General features: G+C 37.9%; 23 protein-coding genes. 15 read left to right on the plus strand and 8 right to left on the minus strand.

From position 1 onward, the window contains the following. Positions 1 to 54 precede the first annotated feature (54 nt). A complete protein-coding gene (locus CGC57_RS12960) occupies positions 55 to 198 on the minus strand; it encodes a hypothetical protein (protein WP_232747283.1) in 144 nt (47 codons plus the stop codon). A 62-nt stretch (positions 199 to 260) separates the two neighbouring features. Between CGC57_RS12960 and CGC57_RS05105 the strand changes: the two genes are divergently transcribed. The 8 genes from CGC57_RS05105 to CGC57_RS05150 all read left to right on the plus strand — a co-directional run bounded on the left by CGC57_RS05105 (position 261) and on the right by CGC57_RS05150 (position 6,422). After that, positions 261 to 1,094 carry a hypothetical protein gene (locus CGC57_RS05105; RefSeq protein WP_095898239.1) on the plus strand — a complete coding sequence of 278 codons (834 nt, stop codon included), beginning with the start codon at positions 261 to 263 and terminating at the stop codon, positions 1,092 to 1,094. Between the two features lie 549 nt (positions 1,095 to 1,643). Further along, positions 1,644 to 1,844 carry a hypothetical protein gene (locus CGC57_RS05115; RefSeq protein WP_095898241.1) on the plus strand — a complete coding sequence of 67 codons (201 nt, stop codon included), beginning with the start codon at positions 1,644 to 1,646 and terminating at the stop codon, positions 1,842 to 1,844. Positions 1,845 to 2,236: 392 nt separating this feature from the next. Then, positions 2,237 to 2,353, plus strand: coding sequence for a cell division protein FtsX (locus tag CGC57_RS12915; RefSeq protein ID WP_095898243.1), 117 nt, complete (start codon positions 2,237 to 2,239; stop codon positions 2,351 to 2,353). A 360-nt stretch (positions 2,354 to 2,713) separates the two neighbouring features. After that, on the plus strand, positions 2,714 to 2,899 hold the full coding sequence (locus tag CGC57_RS12965) for a hypothetical protein (RefSeq protein ID WP_095898244.1): 186 nt from the start codon (positions 2,714 to 2,716) through the stop codon (positions 2,897 to 2,899). Between the two features lie 229 nt (positions 2,900 to 3,128). Then, positions 3,129 to 3,440 (plus strand): hypothetical protein, encoded by a 312-nt coding sequence (locus CGC57_RS05135; protein WP_002678453.1) that lies wholly within the window; start codon positions 3,129 to 3,131, stop codon positions 3,438 to 3,440. Then, positions 3,431 to 4,345, plus strand: coding sequence for a ribonuclease Z (locus CGC57_RS05140; protein ID WP_095898245.1), 915 nt, complete (start codon positions 3,431 to 3,433; stop codon positions 4,343 to 4,345). Before CGC57_RS05135 ends, CGC57_RS05140 begins: the two co-directional genes overlap by 10 nt. 169 nt (positions 4,346 to 4,514) lie before the next feature. Beyond that, on the plus strand, positions 4,515 to 5,552 hold the full coding sequence (gene msrB / locus CGC57_RS05145; protein WP_370684728.1) for a peptide-methionine (R)-S-oxide reductase MsrB: 1,038 nt from the start codon (positions 4,515 to 4,517) through the stop codon (positions 5,550 to 5,552). A 6-nt stretch (positions 5,553 to 5,558) separates the two neighbouring features. Beyond that, positions 5,559 to 6,422, plus strand: a complete 864-nt coding sequence (locus tag CGC57_RS05150) for a glycerophosphodiester phosphodiesterase family protein (RefSeq protein WP_095898247.1) — start codon at positions 5,559 to 5,561, stop codon at positions 6,420 to 6,422. Here the strand turns inward: CGC57_RS05150 and CGC57_RS05155 are convergent. From CGC57_RS05155 to CGC57_RS05180, 6 genes are read right to left on the minus strand one after another with little or no spacing between them, the layout of a single operon-like run. Beyond that, complete coding sequence (locus tag CGC57_RS05155; RefSeq protein ID WP_095898248.1) at positions 6,419 to 7,156, minus strand: TIGR03915 family putative DNA repair protein; 738 nt, start codon at positions 7,154 to 7,156, stop codon at positions 6,419 to 6,421. The genes CGC57_RS05150 and CGC57_RS05155 overlap by 4 nt on opposite strands. A gap of 2 nt (positions 7,157 to 7,158) precedes the next feature. Continuing rightward, positions 7,159 to 7,962 carry a phosphoribosyltransferase family protein gene (locus CGC57_RS05160; RefSeq protein ID WP_095898249.1) on the minus strand — a complete coding sequence of 268 codons (804 nt, stop codon included), beginning with the start codon at positions 7,960 to 7,962 and terminating at the stop codon, positions 7,159 to 7,161. A gap of 16 nt (positions 7,963 to 7,978) precedes the next feature. Further along, the gene (locus CGC57_RS05165; protein WP_095898250.1) at positions 7,979 to 8,638 is read right to left on the minus strand and encodes an HAD family hydrolase; all 660 of its coding nucleotides are present in this window, start codon (positions 8,636 to 8,638) and stop codon (positions 7,979 to 7,981) included. Further along, positions 8,638 to 9,783 (minus strand): cytochrome-c peroxidase, encoded by a 1,146-nt coding sequence (locus CGC57_RS05170; RefSeq protein WP_095898251.1) that lies wholly within the window; start codon positions 9,781 to 9,783, stop codon positions 8,638 to 8,640. The genes CGC57_RS05165 and CGC57_RS05170 overlap by 1 nt, the downstream gene beginning before the upstream one ends. Positions 9,784 to 9,792: 9 nt before the next feature. Continuing rightward, on the minus strand, positions 9,793 to 10,629 hold the full coding sequence (gene rfbD / locus CGC57_RS05175; RefSeq protein WP_095898252.1) for a dTDP-4-dehydrorhamnose reductase: 837 nt from the start codon (positions 10,627 to 10,629) through the stop codon (positions 9,793 to 9,795). Continuing rightward, the gene (locus CGC57_RS05180) at positions 10,629 to 10,841 is read right to left on the minus strand and encodes a deoxynucleoside kinase (RefSeq protein WP_095899463.1); all 213 of its coding nucleotides are present in this window, start codon (positions 10,839 to 10,841) and stop codon (positions 10,629 to 10,631) included. Before CGC57_RS05180 ends, rfbD begins: the two co-directional genes overlap by 1 nt. A gap of 334 nt (positions 10,842 to 11,175) precedes the next feature. On the opposite strand from CGC57_RS05180, the gene CGC57_RS05185 reads away from it, so the two are divergent. The 5 genes from CGC57_RS05185 to CGC57_RS05210 all read left to right on the plus strand — a co-directional run bounded on the left by CGC57_RS05185 (position 11,176) and on the right by CGC57_RS05210 (position 15,436). Continuing rightward, complete coding sequence (locus CGC57_RS05185) at positions 11,176 to 12,135, plus strand: ribonucleotide-diphosphate reductase subunit beta (RefSeq protein ID WP_095898253.1); 960 nt, start codon at positions 11,176 to 11,178, stop codon at positions 12,133 to 12,135. A 156-nt stretch (positions 12,136 to 12,291) separates the two neighbouring features. Further along, entirely contained in the window at positions 12,292 to 13,263 is a 972-nt protein-coding gene (ribD, locus tag CGC57_RS05195) for a bifunctional diaminohydroxyphosphoribosylaminopyrimidine deaminase/5-amino-6-(5-phosphoribosylamino)uracil reductase RibD (RefSeq protein ID WP_095898254.1), read from the plus strand. Positions 13,264 to 13,286: 23 nt separating this feature from the next. Beyond that, positions 13,287 to 13,679, plus strand: a complete 393-nt coding sequence (rbfA, locus tag CGC57_RS05200; protein WP_002678496.1) for a 30S ribosome-binding factor RbfA — start codon at positions 13,287 to 13,289, stop codon at positions 13,677 to 13,679. A gap of 15 nt (positions 13,680 to 13,694) precedes the next feature. Then, on the plus strand, positions 13,695 to 13,991 hold the full coding sequence (locus tag CGC57_RS05205; protein WP_040360944.1) for a DUF1493 family protein: 297 nt from the start codon (positions 13,695 to 13,697) through the stop codon (positions 13,989 to 13,991). Positions 13,992 to 14,281: 290 nt separating this feature from the next. Further along, positions 14,282 to 15,436 carry an ABC transporter permease gene (locus CGC57_RS05210; protein ID WP_095899464.1) on the plus strand — a complete coding sequence of 385 codons (1,155 nt, stop codon included), beginning with the start codon at positions 14,282 to 14,284 and terminating at the stop codon, positions 15,434 to 15,436. Positions 15,437 to 15,440: 4 nt separating this feature from the next. Here the strand turns inward: CGC57_RS05210 and CGC57_RS05215 are convergent, their stop codons facing one another. Further along, the gene (locus tag CGC57_RS05215) at positions 15,441 to 15,677 is read right to left on the minus strand and encodes a helix-turn-helix domain-containing protein (RefSeq protein ID WP_095898255.1); all 237 of its coding nucleotides are present in this window, start codon (positions 15,675 to 15,677) and stop codon (positions 15,441 to 15,443) included. 275 nt (positions 15,678 to 15,952) lie between these two features. Between CGC57_RS05215 and CGC57_RS05220 the strand changes: the two genes are divergently transcribed. Next, positions 15,953 to 16,585: a hypothetical protein gene (locus tag CGC57_RS05220; protein WP_095898256.1), complete on the plus strand. Its 633-nt coding sequence runs from the start codon at positions 15,953 to 15,955 to the stop codon at positions 16,583 to 16,585. Position 16,586: 1 nt separating this feature from the next. Continuing rightward, positions 16,587 to 17,111 (plus strand): TlpA family protein disulfide reductase, encoded by a 525-nt coding sequence (locus CGC57_RS05225; protein WP_095898257.1) that lies wholly within the window; start codon positions 16,587 to 16,589, stop codon positions 17,109 to 17,111. Positions 17,112 to 17,117 lie beyond the last annotated feature (6 nt).

A 17,117-nucleotide genomic window follows, 5' to 3' on the forward strand; every position in this document is an offset into this window, starting at 1 on the left:
TGTTTTAACTTTTTTGAGCAACTTGGAAATAAACCCGAACAGGAGCATTCCAATCTAAGTTACATCAAGAAAATAAACATCTGGTTGCACTCCTTTATTAAAGCTAAATCTTTTTTCTACACTTAAAAAAAGAATAATCCAATGAATTATTGTATCTTTGCCCAAAGTTCCTGAATTTTGGTATTCTTTTTCAAACACAAATTTACTAATTTTCGGGAACTTTTTTTTTTAAACAGCTTCTTCATAAAAAAATTAAGTATATGATTTACAAAATATCTATTTTCATCATTTTATCACTTGCTTTAAAATGTGCAATGGGGAAAGGTGATAATAATCAAAAGAATAGTATGAGTGAGGCAACTCTTATTGAAGGGGTAAATACTTCAGAATCATTCATAAAGAACATTGAATTAAAACAATACAAATACAAAGACACCTATATTGAAGATTTAAAATTAGATGATTTTCAAAAAAAGGATTTTTGCTTGGAGTTTTTCACATTTTTAAAAGAACAAGATTTTGAAAAAGAAGAATATGCTCAAGTTTTTTTCATAAAACTATTGTTAGTTCGCATCCAACAGAAAGATGAAGCTATTTTATATGATATTTTAAATCATATTTTTAAAGATCATTCATTAGGTTATTATTTAGAAGATTACAATGTATATTTATATCAACTTTTCTTATATAAACCTCATTTTTTCATTAAAAACGCCTATAAATATGGTGATTCTTCAATAATTGATTACATCAATCATTCTTTGTCAAACGCTTTGCTCACAGACGAAAAAACTATCAAAAACGATATGGGTGAAATCCTAAAAGATAATGACAACCAGCTTTTGATAAGCGAACAACAAGTCGACCTTTTTTCATTAGTAGCCTTAAAGAATAAAATCAAGAAACAGAGTGTTATAGAAGTTTTTTATGCCCCTTCACTTAAAACAGGATGGAAAGAGAAAACTGCTGTTTATTACAATATTTACAATTGTATTAACGAAGAAATTTTAACATCCTTAACCGTAGAAGAAAGAAAATATTTTGAAGAAAATTTTTACCCAATGTTTCAAGATTATATTGTAAAAAACAAATAAAAAGAAGCCTGTCTCACCGCGGATAAAATGTTAAATATCCTTTTTTTCTTGCTTCGTAAAAAACTAATTACTAACTTTGTAGCGCAATTTTAAACCTAATCTGTTATGAAGTTATTCTTTCCTCTCATACTAAGTACCCTTACTGCTTTAGCAGGAATAATTATCAAAATAGATTATAGAGAGTATAGTGCTATTGGTAACATTTTGCTAATTTTAAGCACTATATGTTTCTACTACTTTGTTTATCTTCTTGTTAAGAAAATTAAATAACTTTAGTAACAATATCCAAGCTAAATTTTGTAGCGTAAATTTTAAAACCTTTATAATATGAAAAAATCCATACGTTATATATTGCTCACTATAGCCATTATATCATTTATTCCTATTTATATGAATGGTTTTGTTGGATATCAACTCAATAAATGGTTAATAGCATTGTCATACACAGTGTTAGTTAGTAATATTTTTGTTATTGGCTATTTTGTCAGTAAGAGAGAAAAGCGTTAACTCACTTCAATCTCAATTTTTAATCTTAATACCTTATTTATTATGAAACCTTTTTTAAGAAAAGATGTAAAAAGTGTCTTATTTGTGTTAGCAACCATCGGATTTTCTGTAGAAATAGCCTTTCTATGTTTTGCAAATTTAAATGGTAGAGATGTATTAAGCAATAGCCTTACAGCATTGGTATGTTTGCTTTCAGCTATTTCTATAGGTTTTGTTTTACAAAAAGAAAGACAACAAGAATAATATTGTACATCACAAACTTTTTAACCCCTATGAATCCCCGAAAACCAATTCTCATTATAACAATGCTGTTGCTCGCTTTGGGCTATACTATTTATGCTGTTATAGAATACCTTTACAATCAAGAAAAAATCGCTCCCATTTTATCAGGAGTCTTATTCGTTATTCTTTTCTCAAAATTGTATTTTGATACTAAAAAGAAAAGAAAATGATAGCCAAGCTAAATTTTGTTGTATTTTTTAATTTTTACAATGACTCTAAAAACAAAAGATAAGTAGCTTTCTCATCTCATTTGTGTTGTATAGCTATCTCATTCTGAAAAAAATATCGAGTTTTTATTGCTTCGTAAAAAAAGAATTTCTATCTTTGTTGCGAATTATTAATACCTTTATAATATGAAAACAAAAAATATAAACATAACTAAAACAGTATTTATAGCTGTCCTAATGTGGTTTTTTTTCTATAATGCTTTCTATGCTTTGGGGCAATTTATAGGGAACCTCACTAAGTAATTTATAAATCACTTGGATTATCGATAAGTTTACACAAAACTTTACAATGCCCATCTCCTTATATTAAAAACAAATGGTTAAGCTTTGCCGCCGTTTGTTTATCAGTTTTCTTTATCTATAAATTTGGGAAAGCTACAGGAGAATTTATCTACTACCTAACACACTAACATATAATTATAAACCATCTCTGTAACAAATTTTAAAACTATTCTCTATGAAAAAATCAGTATTAAAGCGAAGTTTTCATATACTTATGGGGCTCTTTGTTGCTTATTTACTTATTAGCGTTATTGAGTACCCACAAGATTTTGTAAATGGCTTTTTAGGTAAATAAAAAACAACCTCTTAAATTATTATTTTATGTGGATACTCGCAATTTTTTCTGCTGTATGTCTAATCTATTCTTTAACCACTAAAGACAAAAAAAATAGATTAGTATTTTCTGTTGCTTTCACAATAATTATGCTTTTTGAAATAGGCTACCAATTGGGAAAAGACAGAGTTAAAATAGACAATGCCAGCACTGAAATGACTCTAAAACAATAAAGTTTTACAGTTTAAATCATTACACTTTGTTAAAATCCCTAACACGACAAGCATTAAGGACTTTTGACAAAGTGTATACTGTAATTTTGAGACTTCATATTTCAATTCTATTCCTATTCATTTTTAACTTCCACTCTTGCATTCTAATAATCTGCGCACTTGCCTCTTTTTTAATAGATTCCTTTGTCCTTTAAAATATTATTTATAATTTTGCGGGAAATTTATACTAATGAAAGAAACTACCGAAATTACCCTCAATAAATCACAACTCCCCTCTTGGCTGGCAACATTCAGCGCTACCCAAAAACCTCAGCATATTATCATTACACTACCCGAAGAGGAACATTGGCTCAAAAAAGACCTCAAACCCCTTGCTTCGTTTGCAAAACAGTACAGTCAGCAACAAGCAAAATCGGTGGTGGTGGTGCAACGCGCTTTGGCTCTCGAAGATTTTGAACTCAGCCTGCACATCGCCCCTACCCTACAAGAAGCCTACGACCTTATTGAACTCGACGAAATAGAACGCGACTTATGGAAGTAACTATCTTAGGTTGCCACAGTGCGACCCCTCGCTCTAATGCCCGCCCCTCGGCTCAACTGCTCGAAATGCGCGGTCATCTGTTCCTCATCGATTGTGGAGAGGCTACCCAAATCGCTCTCCGCAATGCCAATACTAAATTCTCCCGCATCAAGCACATCTTCATATCTCACCTCCACGGCGACCATTTCTATGGACTTTTCGGACTTATTTCTACTTTCCAACTCCTTGGTCGTGAAGCCGAAATGCATATCTACGGACCTAAAGGCATCAAAGAAGCGGTGCTACTCGTGCTCAAACTCGGTGGGGCTTACACGCCTTTCCCTTTGTATTTTCACGAACTATCTTCTAAAAATTCTGAACTCTTATACGAAGATGACAAAGTGCTGGTGCGCACTATTCCGCTACAACACCGCGTCTATACCAATGGTTTCCTATTTCAAGAAAAAGAAGGTGAACGCCGCCTGAATATGGATGCTATCGCTCAATACCCCGAGATTGAAGTATGTGATTATCAGAATATCAAAAACGGAAAAGACATCATTTTAGAAAATGGTAAAACTATTGCTAATACTGAACTCACTTTCGAGCCTCATCGTCCGCAAAGTTATGCCTATTGCAGCGACACGGTTTATTTAGAAGATTTGGCAACCGAAATACGAGGAACAAGAGTGATTTACCACGAATCTACTTTCTTGAAAATCAATGAAGAACTCGCTGCTAAAACAATGCACGCTACCGCCTACCAAGCAGGGCTTGTCGCCAAAAATGCTCAGGCTGAAGCGCTTATTTTAGGGCACTACTCCTCTCGCTACCCCGATGTAAATATGTTTAAACAGGAAGCCCAAGAGGTTTTTAAGAATGTTTTTTTAGCTGAAGACGGAAAAAAGTTTGTCTTTGAGAATTAGTATTGGCACTGTTTTTGAGGAAACTGCCAACTGAAAAACTAATAATCAACAACAGCAAATGAAAACCTTTTTTTTTAGCCTTTTGGCAAGTGTCTTCACTTTAGGATGCGCTAATGGAACCGCTACTAACCAACAAGTTTCAACTAACAACAAGAACCTCAACAACGAGATGAAAGAACAAAATTACTCCAATAAGAATACTACCGATATTTATTTTGCAGGAGGCTGCTTTTGGGGCACTGAACACTTTTTCAAGCAAATACGCGGAGTACTCGCTACCGAAGTAGGTTATGCCAATGGCAACCTCTCGCAAGCACCCAGCTACCGCCAAGTGTGCGTGGGCGATACAGGTTTTGCCGAAACGGTGAAAGTTACCTACGATCCTCAACTCATCAACCTGAACCAACTACTCGACCTGTATTTCAAAATCATCGACCCTACTTCTCTCAACAAACAGGGCAACGACCACGGTACTCAGTACCGCACGGGTATCTACTACATAAATGAAGCTGAAAAACCTCTTATCGAGAAAGCTATTGCCATAGTGGCAAAACAATACTCCCAACCCATAGTGGTAGAGGTACTTCCGCTGAAAAATTTCTACAAAGCCGAAGAATATCACCAAGATTATTTAGACAAAAATCCGCAAGGATATTGCCATATTTCACCCGCTTTGTTTAAGTTGGCTCGCCAAGCGAATCCCGCTCCTGCCGAGAAAACTTTCAAAAAAGCTTCTAAAGCCGATCTCCGCAAGCAGCTCACCCCCGAACAGTACGCTGTAACTCAAGAAAGTGCTACCGAACGTCCGTTTGCTAATGCTTATTACGATGAGTTTCGCGAAGGTATTTATGTGGATATCACCACTGGTGAACCACTTTTTGTCTCTACCGATAAGTTTGAATCAGGGTGTGGATGGCCAAGTTTCTCTAAACCTATAGACAACAAGCTCATCGCTGAAAAAACCGATACTTCTCACAATATGACCCGTACCGAAGTGCGCAGCAAATTAGGCGATGCTCACTTGGGGCACGTGTTCAACGATGGACCTAAAGATAAAGGCGGCTTGCGTTACTGCATCAATAGTGCATCATTGCGCTTTATCCCTAAAGAAGATATGGAAAAAGAAGGTTATAGCCAATATCTTCCTTTATTAGATACTAAAAATACCCAAAATACTAAAACTACTAAGAAAAATAAGAAGAAATAAACACTGATGAAGAAATTTTTATCATTTATAGGACTCCTTTTTTGCGCCATAGCCTGCAAAAATACTTCGGCTCCTGCAACAGGACAGATTATCGCTCAGCAAGAGATTACAAACCAAATCTACTTTGCTGCCAAACCTATTGTATCGGCTCACCGCGGTGGCGGCGGGGAAGGTCTCAAAGGATACCCCGAAAACTGTTTGGAAAGCATTCAGTATCTTTCTTCTAAGGGAGTGCACAGTTTTGAAATTGATATTTTTGAAAGTGCCGATGGCGATTTGCTTTTGATGCACGACAACAGTTTAGGTCGTACCGCAACGGGCAAAGGTGAAGTTTCGGCTATGTCTACCGCCGATTTACTCAAAGAAAATCTAAAAGATGAGTTTGGCAACGTAACTCAGTTTAAAATCCCTTATCTAAAAGATGTATTGGCGTGGTGTAAAGCCAATCACGGATACCTAATGCTCGATTTCAAAAAAGGAATTTCTTACCAAAAAGTAGTAGATTTAGTACGTGCTGAAGGTATGGAAGCCCAAGTGGTGCTCATCAGCTATAACACCGAGCAAGCTAAAGCGCTCTACAAAGTGGCTCCAGAGATGTTGCTCTCGGTAAGTGTGCGTAACAACGATGAATTAGAACGCATATTGCAAACGGGTATCCCCAAAGAAAAATTGGTAGCTTTCACGGGTATCAAGGTAGCTCCCGATGCGCTCTACCAACGTTTGAACGAACTGAAAATCCCTGCTATTTTGGGTACTTTAGGAAACTTAGACAAGCGTGCAGCAACTAAAGGTGACCATCTTTACAAAGAATGGGCGCAAAAAGGTATTCAAATTTTCTCTACCGATAGACCTCTTTCCCTTTCGTTTTAAACTTCGGGCAAGTACTGCCAATAACGCTTAGGCATATTCCTGAGCTGGTACTTGCTGTTCTTGCGTTCGGCTATGTTGATGTGCTGGAAATAAGTTTTCCAAAGCATTTCATAGCCGTCGGACAGGGAGGTGGATAGCTTCCCAAATTGTTTATCGGCAGGAGTAAAGGGAAAGACTTCTTTTAAATTGTAAGCAAAACCATAAGCGCGTTGCGGGTCATAGAGTACCCACTGCTGGTCGGAAAATCTATTTTTGAAGTGAGGAACTACCAAAGCCAGCACATCGTATTCAGGAACTATTTTAGCGAAATATAAATCGCCTACCTTCTCAAAACGCACAAACTCTTTCATACGGTGCACTTCTCTGCCTACACTTTTGGCAGCCTTTTGTATGGCAGCAATAGCTGTGTTCCCATAGTTTTCAAGCACTTGTTCTTCAGGGTATTGTATCATCAACCGGATGGCTGCTAACAGATAGTTTTCCATCCCCTCTTCTTCCGATAGGAAAGCCCTCAAAACCACTGCTTTTCCTTCTTTTCCCCAACATTGTTCTATTTTGTTCAGCACGCGTTCAGCCTTAGCTGCATCGGTGTATATGGTTATTGCTTCCTCAAACAGCGAGGGAGCAAATTGGTGTTGGGCAACGATAGCAACTTCCTCATAACGGTATTCAAAAACTACAAAAACCGCTGTGAGGAAGCCTTCAAAAGTACTATCGTATACTAAAATCTTCAAAATTAAGGTGCTATTTTTAGTAAATTAGTCCTATATTCAGCTATTTGGTGATAATTATTGCTAATTGCCCATTCAAAAATCTCTTTTCGTTGGGTTTCGCTAATTGATTGGCGTATTTTTTCAAATTCAGCTTCAGGAAGTAATAAAATATACTTAATGATGCGCGTATTGAAAGCAAAACGCTCACTTTTCATCAGTTCAATAAGGTCATCAGGAGTTTTGATAGCAAAATAATTGAAGTGATTTTCAATTTTAGGGTCTATATCCTTATTGGTAAGTTCAGCGTAGTACAAGAAAAAGAAATCGCCTTGTACGTTGTACTGCTTGAGAATGCGGTTCACGGTGTGCTCGTGGCTACCAGTGATTTTGATATCGTCAATAAGCAAGCAACACTTCCCTTCTATAAAAGTGCGATCAATGTAATAAGTATCATTGGCAATGAGGTTTACGCGTTGTTCGTAGCTCATATTGCCATAATCTTGCACGTAGGTTTGATTGCGGTGTATTTTGGCAGTTACGCAAGATTTGCGGTTGTGCTGAAAAAGAAAGTAGTTCAGTTCTTTCTTAAAATAATGACACAGATAGTCGGATGCAGTAGGAATTGCGTAATACGGACTTGGCAAAAGTACAATTTCATCTTGTGCTAAAATAAAATCACTGTGCTGGGCGATAAACCCTGCAAAGAGTTCTTTGCCAAATTGTTCGGCAACAGCTGTGTCGCCAAATTTAAATCTACTATAGGCGGCTTCGCTAAAAGTACAAGCCTCGGCGCTCTCTATAGAGTGCAGACTAAAACGTTTATTCATTTAATTTAGATAAAAGTTAAGAGATAAGAAAGGCGCACAAACCTGTATTGGTAGCACCTTGTATATCGGCAATAGGGTTGTCGCCTATATGCAACCACTGAGTTTTTTCAACGGGGCGCAAGGCGTTAGTAAGCTCATAAGCCTTTTGGAAAATCGCGGGGTTAGGTTTGGCAATTCCTTCCTCATCTGAATAGATTTCAAACGAAAAATAGGATGCTAATCCGTAGTACGCCAATACCTTATGCAAGGTCTTTCCCTTAATGAAAGCCGTATTGCTCAACAGACTTATGGTCTTCCCTTGCGATTGAATTTCGGCGAAAAGCTCATCTATTTTAGGGTCTAACAACTGAGGCATATAATGCAAAAAGAGTGTTTCCTGTTCTGCAAAACACGCTTCCCAATCAATCTTTTCATCTATGGGAACATTCAACAGCGTGAGTACTCTCTCAAAAAGCACTTGCTGAGGGATATGCAGCCCCGTGCGTTCACTTTCGGCATTGGCTTGCAAATCTACCGTACGTACTGCTTTGCGCACCTCGTCTAAAGGTGCATTAATGCTAAAATAGCGGCGTAACCATCGGTCTCTTTCTTCTTTGAAAACAGGATGAGAGCGGATAATCGTGAGCCACATATCAAATGAAAAGTGCTGGTATTTCTGTAGGTCGATAGTAGTCATTATTGAGGGAGTTCGGGCATTCGTTCGTGATAAGCGGGTGAAGAAAGTGTTTTGAGGAAAGCTACCAAGGCTTCTTTTTCCTTTCTACTGAGGTTCAGAGGCTGCAATAGGCGGTCGGTAGTAGGGAAAAGTGTGTCTTTCTTTTGGTTTTCGCGAGGTTCAGGACGTGGCATTCCTATGTTGTACATCTCCACAATCCCTTCAAGGTCGGGCATAAAGCCATTGTGCATATAAGGAGCAGTGCGTGCGACCTCTCTAAGCGATGGCGTTCTAAAGCTCCCCACATCTTCTTTCTTTTTAGAGTGTTTGTACTTGCCTAAATCCTCGTACATACGTCCGTAATAGGAAAGTCCCACATTGTGAAACTGGTTATCGGAGAACAGAGGGGTATTGTGACAATTAATGCAGCGCGCTTTGGTGCGGAAAAGGTGTAAGCCTACAACTTCCTCATCGGTGAAGCGTTTTTTATCCCCACTGATAAAGCGGTCGAATTTGCTCTTGCCACTCACAATAGTGCGTTCATAAGTAGCGATAGCTTGAATAATGCGATTGATAGTAATCTTGTCGTCGCCAAAAGCCTTTACAAAGTAAGGTTTGTAGCCTTTAATTTTGCGAATGCGTTTTACGGATAATTCTTGGGTAGAGTGCATTTCCACGGGGTCGGTCATAGGACCTAAGGCTTGAGCTTCTAAAGTAGCAGCCCTACCGTCCCAAAAGAAAGAAGTGTAATAGCCCGTGTTGAGAATAGTCATTGCGTTGCGTACCCCTGCACGGCGATTATGCCCAAAGGACACACTGCGACCATCGCCCCAACCCAATTGCGAATCGTGACAAGAGGCACAGGATATTTGTGCTGAACGCGACAAACGAGGGTCGAAAAAGAGCAGTTTGCCCAGTGTTTTCTTATCTTCGGAGAAAGGATTATCAGCGGGAAAAGGCATTGGAGGTAAAGAGCCTATATCTTGAAAACCAGCTACAAGAGTGCTATCTAAGGTAGGAGCTTCCCATTTTGTAGGGTCGCCAGAACTATACATCGTTCGCAGTTGAGCGATATATTCGGGGTCGGTGAAGATATCGTCTTTATGGCGCAGGGTAAAAGCCAAAAGACCTAAAATACCAAGTATGATAAGAGGGAATTTCTTCATAGAGAAATGTTATTTCAAAAAACTATCTCTCCAATACGGAATGCGATAACCAAAATCGGTTTTAAGTTTGGTTTTGTCTAATACTGAATAAGAAGGGCGTGTTACTTTGCTAGGAAATTCGGCTGAAGTACAAGGTAATACCTCACAAACATTGCCTGAGGCAGCTACAATAGCTACCGCAAAATCATACCAAGAGCATACTCCCTCATTAGAAAAATGATACACTTCTCGTTTGCCTCGATACCAAGCATTTTCTATAGCTTGCACTATAAAATCGGCTAAATCGGCAGCATTAGTAGGCGTCCCCACTTGGTCGGCTACTACTTTTAACTGAGGGCGTTCACCGCTAAGTCGCTGAATCGTCTTTACGAAATTATTGCCAAAACGAAGAGAGTAGAGCCAAGAAGTACGGATGATAAGATGTTCAATGCCACTATTTTGAATAGCTTGTTCGCCTGCTAATTTGGTACGACCATACACCCCTAGTGGTTGAGTAGTGTCAGTTTCACTATAAGGTGTATTTTTAGTACCTCCAAACACATAATCGGTAGAAATATGAATAAGAGGCAACTGAAATTCCTTGCATACGCTCGCCAGATGCGCAACAGCGGTGTGATTGATAGCTTCGGCGGTAGCACAATCATCTTCGGCTTTGTCCACATTCGTATAAGCAGCGCAATTCACGATGAGGTTGATAGCGTGTTGTTGAACAAAAGCACGAATAGCTCGGGCATCTGTAATGTCCAAGCTGTCGGCATCGCTAAAATAATAATTGCTTATACGGTGTGTGTTGTTTTGTATTTCGGAGCCTAATTGACCGTTAGCTCCTGTTACCAACACATTCATTAGTAACTAAAGCTAAACGCATTGCTACTTACTTGCGAAGTTGCAGCGTATTTGTTGTACATTCTATTCACGTCACTTCTGTATTTATCAGGCACGTTGTTGCCGTAGCTATTGTACAACTCTACAAATCTTTCTTTTAAATCAGGAGTAACTTCAGTATTGAAGTTTTCCATATACAAAATTTGTTCAATTAGTTTTACAAATTCTTCCATAGTTTTATAACTTTTTATTAAAATGACTTTTCTACTGTTTTGCGAGGGCAAAGGTATGAAGAAAATGCAAAACAGCAATGAAATAGTTATCAATTAAAATCAACAGGTTATTAACAGAGTTATCAACAGGTTGAAAGTTGGGAAATAGGAGTCAGTGAATAGAGTTAGAGAGGAAAGAATATGGCGTTTTTAAATGGATTGGAAAATTTTCACTATAATGAATTGAATGGAGAGCTCATTTTGCCATTAATTTACTGATTGACAAATTGGGAAATTGACAAATTATATCTATCTTTGCCCCCTGAAACATTTATAAAAAAAACACTAAATAAAAATGGGAATTTTTGATAAACGCGAGAACTACAAACCTTTTGAATACCCAGAGGTTATGGAGTTTGTAAACGCTATGCACAAATCGTTCTGGGTGCATTCTGAAGTAGAATTTACAGCCGATATTCAGGATTTCAAATCCAACTTATCAACTGTAGAACAAGAAGCCGTAAAGCGTGCCTTATTAGGTATTGCACAGGTAGAAGTATCGGTAAAAACCTTTTGGGGAGACCTCTACGACCTTTTTCCAAAACCTGAATTTAACGGACTTGGCGCTACTTTTGCCGAGTGTGAGTTCCGCCACAGCGAAGCCTACGCACGCTTATTGGAGGTATTGGGTTACAACAACGAGTTTGAAAACCTTCTTGAAGTACCTATCTTCAAAGAGCGCAACAACATACTAAAAGAATACCTCGCTAAAAACCGCGAGAATGCTATGGAGCGCATCCTTTTCTTCACCCTTATTATAGAGAATGCCTCTTTGTTCAGTCAGTTTGCTACTATTTTATCGTTCACACGTTTCAAAGGTTATTTGAAAAATGTAGCCAACATCATCGCTTGGACTTCTATTGATGAGCAGTTGCACGCTAATGCTGGCATTTATATCCTCAAAAAAATATTTGAAGAACGCCCCGAAATGAAAACCGTTGCCGAGCGCGAAGCTACTGATTTCATCCGCAACTACATCCTTTTAGAAGACAAGATGCTCGACTGGATTTTTGAACAAGGCGAGTTAGAATTTTTCAGCAAAAAAGACCTCGCTAACTATATGCGTTACCGTCTTGACGACTCGCTTACCCAACTCGGTTTAGACAAGCCTTTCAACATCAGTGGTGATGAGGCTAAACCTATGATGTGGTTTGAAGAAGAGGTATTTAGCAACGAACTCGACGATTTCTTTGCCAAACGTCCTACCGCCTATACCAAACACGACAAGAGCATCACCGAAAACGATTTGTTTTAAGGATTTAGGTATTAGGGGATAGGTGTCAGATATCAGAAGATATTGAAAAATCAATTTCTCTCATTCAAGAAATTGGAAAAATCATCAACTCTTTGCAAAAACATCTAATCCTTAAACTCTAAACTCTATTCCCTAAATCCTACCCCCCTAATATCTATGATAAAACGCTGTATACAATTAGCTTATAATGGACTTGGCACTACATATCCTAATCCTTTGGTAGGTTGTGTGATAGTGCACGATGGCAAAATCATCGGTGAGGGTTGGCACCAAAAAGCAGGTGAACCTCACGCCGAGGTGCGTGCTATTGCCTCGGTGAAAGACAAATCACTACTAGCAGAGAGTACGCTCTATGTGAGTTTGGAGCCTTGCAGTCATTATGGCAAAACACCTCCTTGTGCCGATTTGATTATCACACACCGCATTCCCCGTGTGGTCATTGGCACTACCGACCCCTTTGCTAAAGTGGCTGGTCGTGGTATTGAAAAACTGCGCGATGCAGGCTGTGAAGTAACAGTGGGGGTGATGGAAAAAGAATGTAGGGAACTCAACAAACGATTTTTTACTTTTCACGAGAAAAAACGCCCTTATATCTTCCTCAAATGGGCAGAAACCGCGGACGGTTTTATCGCTCCTGCTCATAAAGATACGCTTGCCCCTGTGTGGATTACCGATGTTTATACACGCCAAGAAGTACACAAAATGCGCAGTGAAGAACAGGCTATATTAGTAGGCGTGGGCACTGTATTAGCCGACAATCCTTCACTCGACACCCGCGATTGGTATGGCAAAAATCCGCTACGGGTAATTATCGACCCTCACCTGCGCTCTCCTAAAGAGTTTAAAGTGTGGAACGACTTGCAACCAACGCTTTTCATAACTAACAAGGAAAAAGTAAGTGATAAAAACTATGGGGTACAAACAGAAATAATAAGCATCGACTTCACCCACAACGTACCTCAACAAATCTGTGACCTGCTCTACCAGCGCAACATCCAAAGTCTTATCGTAGAAGGAGGCGCATACACCCTGCAACAATTTATCAATGCAGGTTTATACGACGAAATGCGTATTTACAAAAGTGAAGTGAGTTTTGGCAAAGGTGTGAAAGCCCCACAAATCAGCTAATTTACAAATTAATAAAATATACAATGGAAAACAACAGACAAAAGAAAATAGCAGGCATTATTCAAGAAGAATTAGCCAAAGTGTTGCAGCAATCCATACGTGATGCTGGGCAACAAAATTTACTCGTTTCGGTAACTAAAGTAAATGTAACTGTAGATTTATCGGTAGCTAAAGTATACCTCAGCGTATTCCCAGAGGCAAAGGCTGCCGAGGTGCTCAAAGGGGTAACTTCTAACGCCCCCCTTATCAAACACGAACTCTCACAAATCACCAAACACCAATTCCGCCGTATGCCAGAGTTATTCTTCTATATAGATGACTCATTGCAATACATCGAGGGCATTGAACAATCACTCAAAGAAGAAGAAAACCCTATTGAAAACCGTGATTTGCTCTACAAGAGAAAAATGACATAATCCTTGGGGGAAGCTATGAGGGAGAAATTGCAACAACTCATTGAAAAGTTTGTAGGGAAAGAAGCTTTTTCTTCACAAACTACCCTTAATAAAGAGCTGCATATTGAGGGTGATGATGCTGAGGATTTGTTGGTCGCGTTCAGTGAGGCTTTTGAGGTAGACATCAGCGACTTCCCTTTTGATGATTATTTTTATAGTGAATCAAAGGTTCCATACCTTTGGTTTATAAAGTTTTTGGGCTTAGGAAAGGAAAAGAAGCCTTTTTACATATATCAGTTAGAAGCAGCTATCAAAACCAAGAGATTACTATGAATAAAATATGCTTTTAGAACGATTATTACAAGAACAAATATCTCATATCTACCACCGCACTCAAATAGATTTTTGCTATACAATCAAGATGAGTACAAAGCAGTAATGGAATATTTCAGAGTAGTATAGACACTTTTCTAAATGAGTTAATTTAGCTATTTGCCAATTAGCAAATTATTGCTACCTTTGCCCCAATTATTACTCATACCCTAGCTGTGAGCCCTTGCTGGCTTTACTTGTTACCTGTTACCTAAAAAATGTCTCCCATTCTCTACATAGCAAGGCGCTATATGTTCGCCAAAAGTTCACAGAACGTTATCAACATTATCAATAGGGTTACTGCCTTTGTAGTGGTGCTGGGTGGCGCTGCCCTATTTATCGTGCTCGCAGGATTTGCCGGACTTAAAGAATTTACCCTCTCCTTCTCCTCTACCTTCGACCCCGACCTGAAAATTTTCCCAAAAACGGGCAAATACCTATCGATTACCAAACAAGACACTCTAAACTTACGCCAACTCTCCTCTGTTGCTCACTTCACTAAAGTATTAGAAGAACAGGTATTCCTCACTCATAACCAAAAGAACCACATTGCCTATATCAAAGGGGTAGACACTGAGTATCCATTGGTAAATGCAGTGGATAGCATCCTCGTATTAGGCAATTGGGATCTCACTCCCCCCAGTGTAATTGTAGGAGGTACTATTTTCAACAACTTAGGCTTGAATCTCGCCGATGGCTCTTCTCCCTTACAAATTGTTGTCCCCAAAGCTGGTAAAGGCAGTATCCTGAATGACCCTATGCCTTACCGACAAGCCTTTTCGGTTGTGCAAGGTATCTACCAACTTACTGAAGATTTAGATAAGAAATACGTATTTTCATCCTTAGAAGAGGCGCAATTTTTGTTGGGAGCAAACAAAAATCAAGTATCGGCTATAGAAGTGAAATTAGCCCCTAATGCCAATGAAAAAGAAGTAACTGAACAACTCCCCAAACTCTTTCACGAGCCAATAGTAGTGAAAAACCGCGTACAGCTAAACGATGCGCTTTACCGTATGCTCAACACCGAAAATATTGCAGTATATCTCATCTTTATTTTGGTGCTTATCATTGCACTTTTCAATCTTGTAGGGGCAATTATTATGATGATTTTGGATAAAAAGGAAGATTTACAAACGCTCTATGCCCTTGGTATGAACGAACAGCAGATGCGACAAATATTTTTTTGGCAAGGCACAATGGCATCGGTATTAGGAGCTATTTTAGGGATTGTATTAGGAGCAACCATTGTGCTATTACAACAACATTTTGAGTTTGTGAAGATAAGCCCTATCCTCCCCTACCCCGTTGCTATTACAGCACTAAATATAGTAATTGTTTTTGCAACAATAGTAATATTAGGTGTTTTAGCTTCGTTAGTAGCCTCATCACGGGTGCGTGTGAAATAGAGGTTTAGTTTTCTTGTGGGAACAATTCTATCATCGATACTCCTAATACCATAACAATCATTATAAAGGTAGTCATCTTTAAATGAACATTTCCATTTTCTATCCTCGTATAAGTAGAGGTGTCCATTCCTAATTTTTCAGCCATTTCTTCACGACTGTAGCGTTTTTCTTCTCTTAGCTGTCTTATTTTATTTAAAATCTTGCTATTTTTTTCAGCAACTTCTTGTGTGAATTTTTTCATCGGATTAAGTGTTTAGTAAGGCAAAATTAATAATTAAACTGAAAATAGCAAAAAAAACTATATATTTTTTATTATAAAAAAAAAAAAACTGCCCTTTTTGCATATATAAAAATAATATTATTGTTAAGAAAACAATAGAAGTATTGTATATTAATCAACAAAATTGTTAATTTTTTGAAAAGTGCGCATTCTGCACAAAATTTGTGCATTTTCTGCACTACAACTTTTGAAAACTCGTAGTACCTTTGCCTCGTAATTCAAACCAAAGTATTTTTATGAAATGGAATAACAGCACTATTTTTATTGTATTATCGGGGGCTTATATACTACTCTCCTATATTTCATCTGTAATACTAAATTTAAATGGGGTAATGGCACAATCATTATCTGAGCAACTTACCTCAGAGCAAATAGATAAATTTATTTCTTTTAGAGATAAGTGGCAATGGATAGGCTATGTAGCAGTTCCCATACTACTAATAATAAAGATAAGTGTAATCGCCCTGCTAATAGATATAGGTTGTGTGTTCTACAACGAAAAATTGCCCTATAAACAACTTTTTCGTATGGCGCTGTTAGGTGAAAGTATTTTTTTAGTCATTCCTATTATTAAATTGTGTTGGTTTACATTTTTTCAACCTGATTTCACATTGGAAGATATACAGTATTTCTATCCACTATCAGCTTTAAATATCACAGGGTATAAAGGTATTGCAGTTTGGTTTCTCTATCCTTTGCAAGTGCTGAATTTATTCGAAATAGCCTATTGGTTCTTTATGGCTATACAGCTCAACAAAGCTATTGGGAGCACTACTGGCAAAGGACTTAACATTATGGCAAGTGGTTATGGCTTAGGAATGCTTCTATGGATAATGTGTGTAATGTTCTTTACCTTAAATATGACATAGTATGAAAAAAACAATTGTAAAGAAACTCATTATAGCAGTTGTAGTAGTGTTTATAAGTTTTATGGGTTTTCAAATCGTACAAAAGTTACAATACAAAAAACAAGTACAGCAACAAATCAGCACTTTGCCCGAGTTTAGCTTTCAAACCTTAGAAGGGAGCGCTTTTACGAAAACGAACCTTCCTAAAAATAACAAAGCAGTTTTTATCTATTTCAATACCGAATGCGACTATTGTTTCTATGAAACCAAAGACATCAGCGAGCAGTTAGAACGATTTAAGGCAACTACATTACTACTTGTCTCAAACGAGAGTAAAGAAGCCATTAAAGCCTTTGCTATAAAGCAAAATTTATTTAGTAAAGACCAAGTGATATTTTTGCAAGATAGCATTTACACTTTTGCCAAACAATTCGAAGCCAATAGTATACCCTATATATTGGCGTACGATGCGCAAGGCAAATTACTATTGCGTCATAAAGGACAATTAAGAGTTGAAAAACTATTACAGCTCTTAGGCGAAAAATAAAATCAT

The organism is Capnocytophaga sputigena (genome assembly GCF_002302495.1).
Lineage (GTDB): Bacteria > Bacteroidota > Bacteroidia > Flavobacteriales > Flavobacteriaceae > Capnocytophaga > Capnocytophaga sputigena.

Excerpts from the sequence above, each read along its gene's own strand:
- CGC57_RS05105 (WP_095898239.1), top strand. The coding sequence starts at position 261 with ATGATTTACAAAATATCTATTTTCATCATTTTATCACTTGCTTTAAAA.
- CGC57_RS05115 (WP_095898241.1), top strand. The coding sequence starts at position 1,644 with ATGAAACCTTTTTTAAGAAAAGATGTAAAAAGTGTCTTATTTGTGTTA.
- CGC57_RS12915 (WP_095898243.1), top strand. The coding sequence starts at position 2,237 with ATGAAAACAAAAAATATAAACATAACTAAAACAGTATTTATAGCTGTC.
- CGC57_RS12965 (WP_095898244.1), top strand. The coding sequence starts at position 2,714 with ATGTGGATACTCGCAATTTTTTCTGCTGTATGTCTAATCTATTCTTTA.
- CGC57_RS05135 (WP_002678453.1), top strand. The coding sequence starts at position 3,129 with ATGAAAGAAACTACCGAAATTACCCTCAATAAATCACAACTCCCCTCT.
- CGC57_RS05140 (WP_095898245.1), top strand. The coding sequence starts at position 3,431 with ATGGAAGTAACTATCTTAGGTTGCCACAGTGCGACCCCTCGCTCTAAT.
- msrB (WP_370684728.1), top strand. The coding sequence starts at position 4,515 with ATGAAAGAACAAAATTACTCCAATAAGAATACTACCGATATTTATTTT.
- CGC57_RS05150 (WP_095898247.1), top strand. The coding sequence starts at position 5,559 with ATGAAGAAATTTTTATCATTTATAGGACTCCTTTTTTGCGCCATAGCC.
- CGC57_RS05160 (WP_095898249.1), bottom strand. The coding sequence starts at position 7,962 with ATGAATAAACGTTTTAGTCTGCACTCTATAGAGAGCGCCGAGGCTTGT.
- CGC57_RS05165 (WP_095898250.1), bottom strand. The coding sequence starts at position 8,638 with ATGACTACTATCGACCTACAGAAATACCAGCACTTTTCATTTGATATG.
- CGC57_RS05170 (WP_095898251.1), bottom strand. The coding sequence starts at position 9,783 with ATGAAGAAATTCCCTCTTATCATACTTGGTATTTTAGGTCTTTTGGCT.
- rfbD (WP_095898252.1), bottom strand. The coding sequence starts at position 10,629 with ATGAATGTGTTGGTAACAGGAGCTAACGGTCAATTAGGCTCCGAAATA.
- CGC57_RS05180 (WP_095899463.1), bottom strand. The coding sequence starts at position 10,841 with ATGGAAGAATTTGTAAAACTAATTGAACAAATTTTGTATATGGAAAAC.
- CGC57_RS05185 (WP_095898253.1), top strand. The coding sequence starts at position 11,176 with ATGGGAATTTTTGATAAACGCGAGAACTACAAACCTTTTGAATACCCA.
- ribD (WP_095898254.1), top strand. The coding sequence starts at position 12,292 with ATGATAAAACGCTGTATACAATTAGCTTATAATGGACTTGGCACTACA.
- rbfA (WP_002678496.1), top strand. The coding sequence starts at position 13,287 with ATGGAAAACAACAGACAAAAGAAAATAGCAGGCATTATTCAAGAAGAA.
- CGC57_RS05205 (WP_040360944.1), top strand. The coding sequence starts at position 13,695 with ATGAGGGAGAAATTGCAACAACTCATTGAAAAGTTTGTAGGGAAAGAA.
- CGC57_RS05210 (WP_095899464.1), top strand. The coding sequence starts at position 14,282 with ATGTTCGCCAAAAGTTCACAGAACGTTATCAACATTATCAATAGGGTT.
- CGC57_RS05215 (WP_095898255.1), bottom strand. The coding sequence starts at position 15,677 with ATGAAAAAATTCACACAAGAAGTTGCTGAAAAAAATAGCAAGATTTTA.
- CGC57_RS05220 (WP_095898256.1), top strand. The coding sequence starts at position 15,953 with ATGAAATGGAATAACAGCACTATTTTTATTGTATTATCGGGGGCTTAT.
- CGC57_RS05225 (WP_095898257.1), top strand. The coding sequence starts at position 16,587 with ATGAAAAAAACAATTGTAAAGAAACTCATTATAGCAGTTGTAGTAGTG.